General features: G+C 62.3%; 9 protein-coding genes. 2 read left to right on the top strand and 7 right to left on the bottom strand.

What is annotated here, in order from left to right; genetic code table 11:
- Window positions 1–52: 52 nt before the first annotated feature.
- Entirely contained in the window at window positions 53–3,556 is a 3,504-nt protein-coding gene (gene mfd / locus BLU35_RS06675; protein ID WP_093232484.1) for a transcription-repair coupling factor, read from the bottom strand.
- A gap of 7 nt (window positions 3,557–3,563) precedes the next feature.
- Complete coding sequence (locus BLU35_RS06670; RefSeq protein WP_058328186.1) at window positions 3,564–3,869, bottom strand: FAD assembly factor SdhE; 306 nt, start codon at window positions 3,867–3,869, stop codon at window positions 3,564–3,566.
- A gap of 329 nt (window positions 3,870–4,198) precedes the next feature.
- Here BLU35_RS06670 and recG point away from each other — a divergent pair, with 329 nt between their 5' ends.
- Window positions 4,199–6,304: an ATP-dependent DNA helicase RecG gene (gene recG, locus BLU35_RS06665; RefSeq protein WP_093232458.1), complete on the top strand. Its 2,106-nt coding sequence runs from the start codon at window positions 4,199–4,201 to the stop codon at window positions 6,302–6,304.
- A gap of 47 nt (window positions 6,305–6,351) precedes the next feature.
- On the opposite strand, the gene BLU35_RS06660 is transcribed toward recG, so the two are convergent.
- The 4 genes from BLU35_RS06660 to glmU all read right to left on the bottom strand — a co-directional run bounded on the left by BLU35_RS06660 (window position 6,352) and on the right by glmU (window position 11,003).
- Window positions 6,352–7,041: a DUF502 domain-containing protein gene (locus BLU35_RS06660; protein WP_093232457.1), complete on the bottom strand. Its 690-nt coding sequence runs from the start codon at window positions 7,039–7,041 to the stop codon at window positions 6,352–6,354.
- A gap of 18 nt (window positions 7,042–7,059) precedes the next feature.
- Window positions 7,060–7,557 carry a GNAT family N-acetyltransferase gene (locus BLU35_RS06655; RefSeq protein WP_093232483.1) on the bottom strand — a complete coding sequence of 166 codons (498 nt, stop codon included), beginning with the start codon at window positions 7,555–7,557 and terminating at the stop codon, window positions 7,060–7,062.
- Window positions 7,557–9,383 carry a glutamine--fructose-6-phosphate transaminase (isomerizing) gene (gene glmS / locus BLU35_RS06650; protein WP_093232456.1) on the bottom strand — a complete coding sequence of 609 codons (1,827 nt, stop codon included), beginning with the start codon at window positions 9,381–9,383 and terminating at the stop codon, window positions 7,557–7,559. The genes BLU35_RS06655 and glmS overlap by 1 nt, the downstream gene beginning before the upstream one ends.
- Before the next feature lie 249 nt (window positions 9,384–9,632).
- A complete protein-coding gene (gene glmU / locus BLU35_RS06645) occupies window positions 9,633–11,003 on the bottom strand; it encodes a bifunctional UDP-N-acetylglucosamine diphosphorylase/glucosamine-1-phosphate N-acetyltransferase GlmU (RefSeq protein WP_093232455.1) in 1,371 nt (456 codons plus the stop codon).
- Between the two features lie 244 nt (window positions 11,004–11,247).
- On the opposite strand from glmU, the gene BLU35_RS06640 reads away from it, so the two are divergent.
- Window positions 11,248–13,014: a hypothetical protein gene (locus BLU35_RS06640; protein WP_093232454.1), complete on the top strand. Its 1,767-nt coding sequence runs from the start codon at window positions 11,248–11,250 to the stop codon at window positions 13,012–13,014.
- Between the two features lie 10 nt (window positions 13,015–13,024).
- On the opposite strand, the gene BLU35_RS06635 is transcribed toward BLU35_RS06640, so the two are convergent.
- Window positions 13,025–14,671 carry a Na/Pi cotransporter family protein gene (locus tag BLU35_RS06635; RefSeq protein ID WP_065373715.1) on the bottom strand — a complete coding sequence of 549 codons (1,647 nt, stop codon included), beginning with the start codon at window positions 14,669–14,671 and terminating at the stop codon, window positions 13,025–13,027.
- Window positions 14,672–14,853 lie beyond the last annotated feature (182 nt).

Below are 14,853 nucleotides of genomic sequence, written 5' to 3'. Positions count from 1 at the left end.
TCCGCCGCTGACGCTGCCGCATCACGCGGCAGCGCTCGATGCCTGGCATAGGCTATTTCGCCAACCCCGCGAGCTGCGTCATCACCATCGCAGCGCCCGAAAGACGCTTCTCCGGCGTTGCCAGTTCCCTTTGGAAGAAGATGCTGTGGTCCGGCCGGATCTTCGCAAGCGTACCCTGCTTGGCGATGTAACCGACGAGTGCCGCCGGATTCGGGAATTCCTTGTTGCGGAACTGTACGACGACACCCTTCGGCCCGGCATCGAGCTTCTCGACATTCGCCGTACGGCAGAGCGACTTGATGTAGACGATCTTGAGGAGGTGCTGGACCTCGATCGGCAGCGGACCGAAGCGGTCGATCATTTCGGCGCCGAAGCCGTCGATCTCCTTGAGATCCGTCAGTTCCCCGAGGCGGCGATAGAGACCGAGCCTCAGATGCAGATCCGGCACGTAGTGTTCCGGGATCATGACCGGGGTTCCGACCGAGATCTGCGGCGACCAACCGGTATCGTGGATTTCTTCTTCACCCTTGAGCTCGGCGACCGCCTCTTCCAGCATCTGCTGGTAGAGCTCGAAGCCGACCTCCTTGATATGGCCCGACTGTTCCTCGCCGAGCAGGTTGCCGGCGCCGCGGATATCGAGGTCGTGGCTCGCCAGCTGGAAGCCGGCACCGAGCGTGTCGAGCGACTGCAGCACCTTCAGCCGTCGTTCGGCGGTTCCCGTCAGCGTCTTGTTGACCGGCAGGGTGAACAGCGCGAAGGCGCGCACCTTCGAGCGACCGACGCGGCCGCGCAGCTGGTAGAGCTGGGCAAGTCCGAACATGTCGGCGCGGTGCACGATCAGCGTATTGGCCGTCGGGACGTCGAGACCGGATTCGACGATCGTCGTCGACAGCAGCACGTCGTAACGCCCGTCGTAGAAGGCGTTCATGATGTCTTCGAGCTCGGTTGCCGGCATCTGGCCGTGAGCAACCGCCACCTTCAGCTCCGGAACGTCGGATTTCAGGAAGTCGTGGATCTCCGAGAGGTCACTCAGGCGCGGGCAGACGTAGAAGCTCTGGCCGCCGCGATAGTGCTCACGCATCAGCGTTTCGCGGATCACCAGCGCATCGAAGGGAGAAATGAAGGTGCGAACTGCCATGCGGTCGACCGGCGGCGTGGTGATCAGCGACAGTTCGCGCACGCCGGTTAGCGCCAGTTGCAGCGTGCGCGGGATCGGCGTTGCCGAAAGGGTCAGCACGTGGACATCCGACTTCAGCTCCTTCAGCCGCTCCTTGTGCTTGACGCCAAAGTGTTGCTCTTCGTCGATGATCAGAAGGCCGAGATTGGCGAAATTGACCGACGTGCCAAGCAGCGCGTGGGTGCCGACGACGACGTCGGTCTTTCCGTCCGCCACCTCCTTCTTGGTCAACGCCAATTCCTTCGATCCAACGAGGCGGGATGCCTGCTGGATGCGGATCGGCAGACCGCGGAAACGCTCGGAGAAGGTCTTGAAATGCTGGCGCGCCAGCAGCGTCGTCGGCACGACGACGGCAACCTGTACGCCGTTCATCGCCGCGATGAAGGCGGCACGTAGTGCAACTTCTGTCTTGCCGAAGCCGACGTCGCCGCAGACGAGGCGGTCCATGGGGCGGCCGCTGCCGAGATCGTCGCGCACCGCCTCGATCGAGTTCAGCTGGTCCTCGGTCTCGTCATAGGGGAAGCGCGCGGCGAATTCGTCATAAACGCCATCCTGAGCGGCGAGAACCGGCGCCCGACGCGTGTGGCGTTCGGCGGCGATGCGGATGAGACCGCCTGCCATGTCCAGCAGGCGCTTCTTGAGCTTGGCCTTGCGTGCCTGCCAGGCAACGCCACCAAGCTTGTCGAGGATCGCATCGGTCCCTTCTGCTCCATAGCGCGACAGAAGCTCGATGTTTTCGACCGGCAGGAACAGCTTGGCATTGTCGGCATAGACGAGCTCGAGGCAATCATGCGGTGCGCCGACGGCTTCGATGGTGCGCAAGCCGACAAACCGGCCAATGCCGTGTTCGGCATGCACGACGTAACTGCCCTCGTCGAGGCCCGCGACTTCGGCGATGAAGTCGGCCCCGCGCTTGCGGCGCCTCGAACGACGTACCATGCGGTCGCCCAGGATATCCTGTTCGCCTATGATCACGAGATCACCTGTCTCGAAACCGGCTTCGATGCTGAGGACGGTCGATCCCGCCTCGCCCGGCTTCAGGCTCTTGACCTCGGCCAGCGCCTTGATCGGCTTGATGTTGCCGAGTCCGTGCTCGGCAAGCACCTGCAACAGGCGGTCCAGCGATCCCTCGCTCCAGCCCGAAATGACCACCTTGGCGCCCTTCGAGCGCCGCTCGGCAATGTACTTGATCGCCTGGTCGAAGACATTGACGCGTTCGCTATCGGTCTCGCCCTCGCCCGCCGACTTGGCCCAGCGCATGCCCTGACGCGCGTCGACCGATATCACCTGGCGGGCTTCGCCTTCATGCTCGTTGAACGGAGACAGACGAATGGCGTCGCGCGAGGTCAGCGCAGCATTGAAGCCCTGCGAATTCAGATAGAGCAGTTCCGGCGGAACCGGCTTATAGGGCGTGCCCTGGGTCGTCTGCGACTTGCCGGGAGAGGCCGATGCCAGACGGGCATCGTAATAGTCGAGAATGAGCTTCGAGCGTTCGGCCGCAGCTTCGCGCGCCAGATGATCCGTGACGATGCGGAAACCATGGAGATAGTCGAAGACCGTCTCCAGCCCGTCATAAAAGAGCGGCAGCCAATGCTCCATGCCGGCGTAGCGCCGCCCTTCGGATACGGCCTGGTAGAGCGCATCGTCGCGGGTCGTCGCGCCGAAAAGCGACAGATACTGCTTGCGGAAATGGCTGATCGTCTCCGGCGTCAGCGATACCTCGCTCATCGGGTTGAGATCGAGGGAGCGGACCTGGCCGGTCGTGCGCTGGCTTGCGGGATCGAAGGAGCGGATGGACTCCAACGTATCGCCGAAGAAGTCGAGGCGCAGCGGCTCGCCGCTGCCGGGCACGAAGACATCGAGGATGCCGCCACGCACGGCATATTCACCGACTTCGCGCACCGTCGCGACCCGCTCGAAACCATTGCGCTCGAGCCGCATCGCGATGTCATCCATGCGCACCTGGTTGCCCGGGCGGGCCGAAAACGCCAGACTCTCGATCACATTCTGCGGCGAGATCTTCTGCAGGGCAGCGTTGACCGTCACCAGCACGAGCGCTGCATGCGGTTTCTTCTTGTGCGCGATGAGCGCACTGAGCGCCGCGAGACGCCGCGCTGACGTGTCGGCGCTTGGCGACACGCGGTCATAGGGAAGGCAGTCCCAGCCCGGCAGCGTCAATACCGGGATATCGGGTGCCACGAAGCCGAGAACCTGCTCAAGATCCGCGATCCGTTGACCATCCGAGAGAATATAGGCGACCGGCTGGCCCGCCCGCGCGAGCTCGGCGAGAACCAGTGCCTCGGCGCCTGATGGAACCGGGCCGATCGTGATCTCTCGTTGTGCTTCGACAATCTTCTTCGGATCAAGGCCAACCAGCATCATCGCTCTATTTCATCCCTTCGGGAAGCTTGTCGAAATCCGGACGATAGGCGGCAATGCGCTCGAACATCGGCGTCTGATAGCGAGCGGGCAGAGGTTGTTCACCGGTGATCCACCTGACGAGATCATTGTCCTCTTCGCGCATGATCGTCTCGAGTTCATCGAGCTCCACTTCGGAAAGCACCGAAAGCTCGGCCTCTGCAAACTGCCCGAGGATCAGGTCCATCTCGCGGATGCCGCGATGCCAGGCGCGGAACAGGATCCGCCGTCGCCGCGGATCGAGATCGGCGCTGGTGCGTGAGATGCCCGTCATGGAATTTCCTTCCTGCCGCCCGCTACCGCGCCGCGCGTCTTCCAAGGCGCACGAAAGTCGCTGTAGCACTTTAGATTGCTGCATGTTTTTGTCCCTAAACCGGATTGGATTTAGGGAGAAAGGAAACATGCAGGAGAGCGCCGCGCATTCGAACGAACACGCGAGGGACGCTCCAGCACTTTGATTCCAGAGCACCTTGTCGCCTTCAGTGATACCACTTGAAAGCGGGACGCTCTAGGCTACGGTTTGTCGTCAATGGGCTCTATAAACTCTGAATTGGTGATTGTCAGCCTTGCCAAAGCCCGATTTATCATCGCAATTTTATCACCATGCGTCCCGCCCTGCTCGACCCGCTCTTCTCACCGCTCGACACGCTTCCCGGCATCGGCCCGAAGATCGGCGAGCTCTATGCCAAGCTGCTCGGCCGCGAAACGATCGAGGATTGCCGTGTCGTCGATCTTGTCTTCCATGCGCCGCATTCGCTGATCGACCGTCGCCAGCAGCCCGGCATTGCCCATGCGCCGCAAGGGGTAATCGTCACCATTACCGGCCGGGTCGATCGCCATCAGCCACCGCCGCGCGGCAAACCCAATCTGCCCTATCGTGTCTTCCTGCATGACGAAACCGGCGAACTGGCGCTCACCTACTTCCGGGTCAAGGGCAATTGGCTGGAGAAATCGTTGCCGGTGGATGAGACGGTGATCGTCAGCGGCAAGGTCGACTGGTTCAACGGCCGGCCCTCGATGGTCCATCCGGACTACGCGGTCCGTGCAAGCGAGGCGGAAAACCTGCCGCTGGTCGAGCCGGTCTATGGTCTGACCGCCGGACTTTCGCCCCGGACATTGCGCAAGTCGATCGAGGCGGCCGTCGCCCGGGTCCCGGAAATGCCGGAATGGGGGGACGATGCGCTGCTCGCCAAGCAGGGCTTCGCCAGTGCGGCCGAGAGTTTCCGAGCGCTGCATGATCCCCGGGATGCAACTGATATCGATCCCCAGGCACCCGCGCGCCGCCGCCTGGCCTATGACGAATTTCTGGCCGGGCAACTGTCATTGGCGCTCGTCCGACAACGTCTGCGCAAGGTCGCTGGTATTCCGGTTAACGCCACCGGCGCTCTCTCCCGGCCGGTCATCGACGCCCTTCCCTTTTCGTTGACGGCGAGCCAGTCCACGGCTATTGCCGATATCCTCAAGGACATGGCAGGCACCGAACGCATGCTGCGGCTGCTGCAGGGCGACGTCGGCTCCGGCAAGACGATGGTGGCGCTGATGGCGATGCTCGCAGCGGTCGAATCCGGCGGCCAGGCCGTGCTGATGGCACCGACGGAAATCCTCGCCCGGCAACACCATGCGACCCTTGCCAGGATGGCCGCTCCGGCCGGCATCACGATTGACGTCCTGACCGGCCGCACCAAGGGCAAGGAACGCGATGCCATCCTTGATCGCATCGCATCCGGCGAGACGCGGATGGTGATCGGCACGCACGCACTTTTCCAGGATACGGTGAACTACAAGGAGCTGACGCTGGCGGTGGTGGACGAGCAGCATCGTTTCGGCGTTCACCAGCGCCTGCGGCTGACCGCCAAGGGAATCTCGCCGCATATGCTCGTCATGACGGCGACCCCGATCCCGCGTACGTTGGTGCTCGCGGCCTTTGGCGACATGGATGTCTCGAAGCTCACTGAGAAGCCTGCCGGGCGTAAGCCGATCCAGACCGTGACGATCCCGACGGAGCGTACCGGCGATATCGTCGATCGGCTGGATGCAGCGCTTCGCGAAGGCAAGAAGGCCTATTGGATCTGCCCGCTTGTCGAGGAGTCGGAAGCAGTCGACGTCATGTCGGCGGAAGAGAGGTACGAAGGCCTCGCCAAACGCTTCGGCAACACTGTCGGCCTCGTACACGGTCGCATGAATGGGGCGGAGAAAGATGCCGTCATGCTCGCCTTCAAGAATGGCGAGATCCGCTTGCTGGTCGCCACCACCGTCGTGGAAGTCGGCGTCGACGTGCCCGATGCGACGATCATGGTGATCGAACATGCGGAACGCTTCGGCCTTGCCCAGCTTCATCAATTGCGCGGCCGCGTTGGCCGGGGCGATGAGGCTTCGACCTGCATCCTGCTCTACAAGGGACCGCTCAGCGAAAATGGCCGATCACGGCTCTCGATCCTGCGCGACAGCGAGGACGGCTTCCTGATCGCCGAGGAAGACTTGAAGCTGCGCGGCGAAGGCGAGTTGCTCGGCACACGCCAGTCGGGCACGCCGGGCTTCCGCATCGCCAGCCTGGAAGCCCATGGCGACCTGTTGGAAATCGCGCGGAAGGACGCCGCCTATGTGATCGAGCGCGACCCGGATCTGACGTCGGAACGCGGTGAAGCACTCCGGACGCTGCTCTATCTCTACCGACGCGACGAGGCGATCCGCTTCCTGCGCGCCGGCTAGAGGCGAGAAAGCGTGAGCCGGTTTCCGTCCCGAAGTGTGCCTCGATGTCAGGCGGTTTTCTGCTGGCTGATCTTCAGCGGCGCGTTGGCGAGCGGCTTGTAGTCCGGCGTCACCAAGCCGCCGGAAATCAGCAGCTTGGCTGCATCTTCCGCGCTCATCTCGAGCGGGATGATCTTGTCGCGCTCAACAAACAGCAGAAAGCCGGCGGTGGGGATCGGAGTCGGCGGCAGGAAGACCGCCACCATATCCATGCCACGATCGTCGAACTTGGATGCGATCTCGCCCTTAACGTCGGTCGCGATGAACACGAGCGACCAAAGGCCGGGGCTCGGATACTCGATCAGCCCGGCCTTCTTGAAGGAGGAAGACTGCTCCTGCAGCACCGTCTGGAAAATCTGTTTCGTGGATTTATAGATCGTACGGACGAGCGGCGTGCGATTGACCAGGGATTCGGCGAGATTGACGATCGACCGACCGACGAGGTTTGCGGTCATGAAGCCGACAAACGTGATCACGAAAATGGCGATGAGCAACCCGAACCCTGGAATGGCGACGGGCGAATAGGTGTCCGGATTATAGAAATTCGGCAGATACGGCTTCACCCACCCATCGGCCCAATCGATAAACGTGCGCACGAGCCAAACGGTGATCGCCACCGGTGCGCAGATGATCAGGCCGGTCAGGAAATAGTTGCGCAGCCGGGTGCCGATATAGCCGCGTTTTGAGTGTTCCGTCATGCTTCTTCCGTCTTAACCTCACTCGGCCCCAAAGGCCGGATGATAGGCGACCGTGCCAGCCGCCATCGCGCTGGAAAGAGCCAGCGCCATAAAATATTGCGGCGCACAACCGGGGAATACAAGAGCCGATTCGTTGTGGAAACCGAACTTTTGATAATAGGCAGGATCGCCGACGACGACGCAGCCAGAGGCACCCTCCGCACGCAGCCATTCGAGGCCCTCGCGGATCAACTGCCTGCCGATGCCCTGTGCCTGAACGTCCGGCTTGACCGACACTGGCCCAAGCCCGAACCAGCCGGATTCTGCCGGCGTCAGAGTGACGGGCGAGAAGGCGACGTGCCCGACAATCTCGTCGTTCATCTCGGCAACCAATGACACGCTCAGCGCCCCGGCTTCGCGCAGGCGTTCGATGATGAGGGGCTCGCTCTGATCACTGTGCGGATGCCCTTCGAAGGCGGCCGCGGTCACCTCGCGGATCCCCTTATCATCTCCTGGGCGCTCATGCCGGACGTAGATCACTCAACGGTCACCGATTTGGCGAGGTTGCGGGGCTGGTCAACGTCGGTGCCCATGAACACCGCGGTGTGGTAGGCAAGCAGCTGGATCGGCAGAGAAAAGATCATCGGCGCGACGACCTCGTCGACGTCAGGCAGCACGATCGTCGCCATCGTCTCAAGCTTGGAGGCGGCAGCCCCCTTCTCGTCGGTGATCAGGATGATGCGGCCACCGCGCGCGGCCACTTCCTGCATGTTGGAAACCGTCTTCTCATAGAAGCGGTCGTGCGGCGCAATGACGATGACCGGCATGTTTTCGTCGATCAGCGCGATCGGTCCATGCTTCAGCTCGCCGGCGGCATAACCTTCGGCGTGGATATAGGAGATTTCCTTGAGCTTCAGCGCGCCTTCCATCGCCAGCGGGAAGCTGGTGCCGCGCCCGAGATAGAGCACGTCGCGGCACTTCGACAACTCGCGCGACAGAAGCTCGATCTGCGGCTGGATGGCATTCAACACCTGGCCCATGATACGCGGCATTTCCGAGAGGTAGCGAACCAGCACCTGCTCCTCGTCTGCACTGAGCGTGCCGCGGGCGCGTCCGGCGCCGATCGCGAGCGACGCCAGCACCGCGAGCTGGCAGGTGAAGGCCTTGGTGGAGGCCACACCGATCTCCGGACCGGCGAGGATCGGGAACACGGCGTCGGACTCGCGGGCGATCGTCGATTCGCGCGTATTGACGACGGCGCCGATCTTTAAGCCCAGCTCCTTGCAGTAGCGCAGCGAGGCAAGCGTGTCGGCGGTTTCGCCCGACTGCGAGATGAACAGTGCTGCCGACTGCGCCGACAACGGGATTTCGCGATAGCGGAACTCGGAAGCGACGTCGATTTCCACCGGCAGGCGGGCATAGCGTTCGAACCAGTACTTGCCGACGAGGCCGGCGAGATAGGCCGTGCCGCAAGCGGAGATTGCGAGACTCGGGACCTTGGCAAAATCGATCGTGCCGCCGAGTGCCTTGATGCGGTTGCCGGCAAAATCGACGTAGTGACTGAGCGCGTGCGCGATCACCTCCGGCTGCTCATAGATCTCCTTCTCCATGAAATGCCGGTGGTTGCCCTTGTCGATCATATAGGCGGCGGCCGACGAGATCTGCCGCGGACGGTCGACGGCATTGCCGGCGAGATCGAAGATATGCACGCCGTTTGCGCCGATCACCGCCCAGTCGCCATCGATCAGATAGGTGATCTCGTTGGTGAAGGGCGCAAGCGCGATCGCGTCGGAGCCGAGGAACATCTCGCCCTTGCCGTGGCCGATCGCCAGCGGCGGTCCGTTGCGCGCCGCCATGATCGTCGACGGGTCGTCCTCAAAGAGCACGGCGAGCGCATAGGCGCCGGTGACCCGCTTCAGCATCGCATGCATCGCCTCGCGCCGGCCAAGGCCCTCGCGGCGGAACCTGGAGAGCAGATGTGCCACGACCTCGGTGTCGGTGTCCGTCTCGAACTTGGCGCCGTCGGCAATCAGTTCGTCCTTCAAATCCGCGAAGTTCTCGATGATGCCGTTGTGGACGACGGCGACACCGTCGGTGAAGTGCGGATGGGCGTTGCGCTCTGTCGGCGCGCCGTGGGTTGCCCAACGCGTGTGCGCAATGCCGATCGTGCCGGCGAGCGGCTCTTCGCGAAGCCGGATCTCGAGATTGACGAGTTTGCCCTCGGCACGCCGGCGCTCCAACGCTCCACCATTGATGGTCGCAACGCCGGCGGAATCATAGCCGCGGTATTCGAGGCGCTTCAGCGCATCGACCAGGCGCTCCGATACCGGCTGGTTGCCAACGATGCCAACAATACCGCACATAGTCGTCTCCGATTTGTCCCCGCGCCCGTCGTGGCGCCTCAGCCGATGAGGGCGGATGTCCCGCCCGTTGCGCTGCCTTGGTAAAGCATTTGTCGGGCGAGGCAATCCGCCCCGATTTCACTTTCGGTTTCAGTATTTAACGCTCTGCAGGCTTCCTTGAATCGCAGCCGATTCAGGCAAGAAAACATGCAGTAATCAAAGCGCCACAGCGACCTTTGCGCATCCGATTAGGCGCGCGGCGCCGTAGATCTACTCGGCCGTTTTCGCAGCTTTCTTGGCTGCCTTCACAGCCTGGTAGCGCTCGCGCAGCAGCCGCGCCCGACCCGGCTTGATCTCCTGGCGCGCGCGGCCGAAGGCAACGGCATCTGCCGGAACGTCCTCGGTAATCACGCTGCCCGAGGCAACCAAAGCCCCATCGCCGATCGTCACCGGTGCGACCAGCGACGAATTCGACCCGATGAAGGCATTTTCGCCAATCCGGGTCTCATGCTTGTTCACGCCATCGTAGTTGCAGGTGATCGTACCGGCCCCGATGTTCGAACGCGCGCCGACGAAGGCGTCGCCGATATAGGTCAGGTGGTTGACCTTGGCGCCGGCGCCGATCTCCGCCTTCTTGACCTCGCAGAAATTGCCGACCTTGGACTTTTCGCCGAGATCGGCGCCCGGGCGCAGCCGAGCAAAGGGACCAACAGTCGCCCCTGCCCGGACCGTCGCGCCCTCGACATGCGAGAAAGCGTGGATGATCGCGCCGCTCTCGACGCGCGCGCCGGGACCGAAGACGACATTCGGCTCGATCAACACATCCTGCTCAAGCACGGTATCCCAGGCGAGGAACACCGTTTCCGGTGCGATCATCGATACGCCCGACAACATCAGTTCGTGGCGCCGCCGCTGCTGCCAGAGCCGCTCGATGAAGGCGAGTTCGGCACGCGTATTGCAGCCGGTCAGCTCCTCCTCAGGCGCCTCGACGGCGATCGCCCGTCCGCCGATCTCGCGCACGATCTCGACGAGATCCGTCAGGTAATATTCGCCCTTGACGTTGGCATTGCCGATGCGTCCGAGCAGATCGAGCGCCTTGCGGCCGTCGATCGCCATCAGTCCGCCGTTGCAATAGGTGATGCGGCGCTCTTCTTCGGTCGCATCCTTGTGTTCGCGAATGGCGAGCAAGGCACCGTCCTTGACGATCAGGCGGCCATAGCCGCTCGGATCCGCCGCCTCAAAGCCGATCACCACCACGTCGTTGCCGGCGGCAAGGCCATCACGGGCGGCCTTCAGCGGCTCCGGCGTGATCAGCGGCGTATCACCGAAGACGACGAGAATATCGTCATAGCCTTTCGCTATAGCGTCACGCGCGGCCAGCACTGCATGACCCGTGCCCAGCCGTTCCTTCTGCAGATAGGACGAGACCGACACGCCGCCGACATCGGCCGCCGCCGAAACCGATTCCGCATCGCGACCGACCACCAGGGCAATATCGGAAATCGAAGCGCTTGCCAGCGCCTGGACGACATGAGCGATCATCGGCCGGCCGGCGACCGGATGCAGCACCTTCGACATGGACGATTTCATCCGCGTGCTTTCACCCGCAGCCAGAATGATGGCCAGGCACGTCCGTTCCATACAATAGTCTCCTTGGTCTTTCCGAGGCCGACGCCTCCTGCACAATTTCTTAAATCGAAATCGCCTCAAGTACAAAATCACGCACGATTCGGCGCTCTGGTATCGCCAAGATATTGCGAGAAGCATAATTCTCACAATCACGTCGCATTAACCGGCTTAAAACCGGATGATGGCATAAGAAGGCGCGGAGCCTGTGTCAGCAAGCAGTGCGGGTGCATCGCTCCCCGGGGGGAACGAAACCGCAATGCATAGCCGCACCGAACTGTATGTACAGGCACGACAGGTGAGCGTGGCCCTTACCTTCGTCCGCTCACCATTGTTCTTGCTTGTCGTCACCCTCGGCGTGCTCGCGCTCCTGCTCTCCATCACGATCCCGCAACCGATCGGCCCGATGTTCTGGGATCACTACCTTTACCTCGATGCCGCCAACCGCATACAAGACGGGCAAGTGCCGTCCGTCGACTTCTTCACCCCCGTTGGCGCGCTTGGCTACTACCTGTTCACGGGTCTGCAGGGCATCTTTCCCAACGGCCAGCCGTTGTTGCTGGCGAGTTGGTGTTTGCTGCTCGTCACCGGGCCGGCGATCGCGCTCGTCGTCTTCGACGTGCAAAAGCGCTCGGCGCTCCTGGCCTATGCGATCCTGCTGCCGTTCCTGGTCTTCTCGGTGCTGCCGTTCAACACCGGCGATTTCTACCCCTACCCCGGCTCCGATGGCTTCGGCATCTACAACCGCCAGGTCTGCCAGCTCCTCTACGTGCTGGCAGCGGCATTGGTTCATGTTCGCGACCGTCGTATTCTCGTGGTCGTCGTTGCAGGGGCGATGGCCGCTCTCTTTTTCGTGAAGATCACGGGCGTTATCGCCGGCACGGTTCTTTGCCTGATGGCATTTGCTGCAGGCCGTATCCCCTTCAAATCAGCGGTAGCCGCAGCGTTGCTGTTCTTCGCCGTGCTAGGCGTGGTCGAGATTTCGATGGGCGCGGTGTCTGCCTATATCGACGACATCCTTGCGCTGCTGGCCGTCAATGACGGCAGCCTGTTGCCGCGTCTGCTGCAGGCAGCGTCGCTCAATGCCGGCCTGCTGATTCCGGCCGGACTGCTCGCGCTGGTGCTTTTCGTGGCGCACCTCCTATCCTTTGCGCGGTCCTTGCGACAGCTTGGCGGGAACCCCTCTGCATCGGTACTCGCGGACGTTTTCGACCAATCGTTCCTTTGGCTGGCGGCCTTCGTTTTCGCCGGCATTCTTTTCGAAAGCCAGAACACCGGCAGCCAGGCCTTTATCTTTCTGCTGCCTTTGCTGCTCAAGATCGTCGTCGACGCGGTCAGCGGTGCCGCGCCCAAGCCACGTGCGATCACAGTGGCCATTCTTGCCCTGGCGGCGGCCCTGCCGCCGGCCACCGCCATTGTTCAAAAGAGCGCTCGCGCCTGGATCGGCGCCGTCAACAATGTGCCGCTCGAGAGCCGAAACCTCAAAACGATGGGGGCAGTCAATTTCCGGCCGATTCTCGCACTGCGCGCCGAGCGCCTGCGCGATATCTATGCGGCGCATCGCCCCACATTCGATGCCTTGGCGGATGCCGGCGAGTTGCCGTCTTTCCTGCTTTACAGCGATTTCGATTTCCAGGCCGGCTGGCTGAAGAATGTGGATGAAGCCATCGAGGCGATGCATACCTATGAAGCGGCAAACGGCGTGCGTTTCGAGACGATCCTCAACATCGATTTCACCAATCCTTTTCCCTGGCTGATGGATCGCCGCGCGCCGGAACATGTCGCCATCGGTGCCGATCCGTTCCGCGCAATCCCTCCGCCGGATGAAAATGTCCGCGCCGCCATCCGGTCACTCGACATCGCGCTCGTGCCGACTTGTCCGGTCACCAACGTAAACCGCATGCTGCTTTCGCTCTATCAGCCGAGCCTCGAGCCCGGCCACACCCGAGTGATGCTGACGAAATGTTATGACGCCTTCATCCGCAACGAATTAAAGGCCGCGGCGCCCGCCGCCAGTGGCTCTTGAGATCTGACGATTAGGCCTCTGGCCGCAGTCGGCTTTCGGTCAAAAGCCCGCTCTCCTCCAGGATCGGATAGGCGACGGACGCGATATGCGCGTTGACGCGCTTGAGATCGCGCAGCATGTCGAGATGCAGCGAACTGGTCTGCAGGCTTTGAACCAGCCCGTCGCGCAACCGCTCGATGTGCCGCTCGGCCGAACGCTTCTCCATGTGGCGAACGCTCACCTTCACCTCGATGAGCTGGCGGGCGAGATCGGCATTGCGACTGACGAAGATGGATTGGGCAACGCGAAGATTGTCGATCGTAAGATTGAACAGGCTTTTCAGCTCCTGATAACCTTCCTCCGAGAACTTCAGACCGTTGTTGACCTTCTTGGCGATCTCCTCGCAGAGCCCCTTCTCGATGATGTCGCCCATATGTTCGAGGTTGATGGCGTAGTCGATGATGACGATCGAGCGCCGACCGTCCTCCTGGCTCAAACCATCGCGCCCCAAGCGCGACAGAAAGATCTTCACTTCCTGTTGCAGCTGGTCGACCTGTTTTTCGAACTTGGCGATGTCGCGAATACCGGAAAGATCGTTGTTCTCGAAGGCATTGGCTGCGCGCATCAGCATCATCTCGACCAGGTCGCCCACACGCAGCACCTCCCGGGTCGCTCCGGAAAGCGCCATGACCGGCGTGTGCAGGGCATTTTCATCGAGATAGCGCGGCCCGCTCTCTTCCGTCTCCGTATCGGGAATGAAGCGAACCATCAATTGCGACAACAGGCCGGCAAAAGGCCAGGCGAGGATCGCGACGGCGAGATTGAAGGCAAGGTGGATATCCACGGGCAGGTTTTGGCGCGGCAGCGGCAGGCTCTGCAGAAATTCGACGCTCATGCTGGTCAGCGGCAGCGCGATCAAACAGCCGACCGCACGAATGACGAGATTGCCGAGAGTGACGCGGCGCGCGGACGGGGCAGAAGCCAGGGTCGCCATGACCGGCGGGATCGCTCCTCCCAGATTCGCGCCAAGCACGAGCGCCACCGTCAGCCCCACCGTGAGAATGCCCGCGGACGAAAGCGACAGGACCAGCATGACGACCGCCAGGCTCGAAGACGAAGCGAAGGCAAGCCCAGCAGATATGATGAGCGCGACGGGCCAGGCGCTGTCGAGCATGCCGAGAAAGGCGGCGAGCGCCGGAGAATCACGCATCGGCTCGGTCGCCGAGCCCAGCAGATGCAACGACAGCAGCATGAGGCCGATGCCGACAAGGGCCGCCCCGAGACCCTGGCGGGCATTCGAGCGGCTGGCACGGTGCAGAACCACGCCGACGAGGATCACGAGCGGCGACAGCCACTCGATGCCGGTCGCGACGATCCAGGCGGTCATGGCGGTTCCGACATTGGCGCCGAGAAGAACGATCTGCGCCATGCGCGAGCGCACGAGCCCCTTCTCCACGAAGGAAGCGGTCATCAAGGCGGTGGCCGTCGAACTCTGCAGGGCCAGCGTTGCGACAAGTCCGGTCGCGAAAGAGCGCACGGCCCCGTTGGTTCCTTGGGCGAGACCGGCGCGCAAGCGCGCACCGAAGGCGCGTGTCACGCCATCCTTGACGAGCGACAGACCGAAGAGCAGCAGCGCGACTGCTCCAAAAAGATTGACCATCACGATTGTCGACTGCATGGCATGCCTTCCTGCGGGGTCTTCAGAATCGCCCCTTGCCTTGCAACAGAACCACAGTTCCAAGGCGTATTCGACACAATCTGACAGATAAATTTCGATTGCCGGCTAATGAATCCGACATGGATTGTACTGCTCGCGCCCGACGGGTTGGCAGGCGGACCGGCGATCTCACGCGCGCGTCG

Source organism: Sinorhizobium sp. NFACC03 (assembly GCF_900103435.1).
Taxonomy (GTDB): domain Bacteria; phylum Pseudomonadota; class Alphaproteobacteria; order Rhizobiales; family Rhizobiaceae; genus Ensifer.
This window is presented reverse-complemented; position numbering and strand designations above follow the sequence as displayed.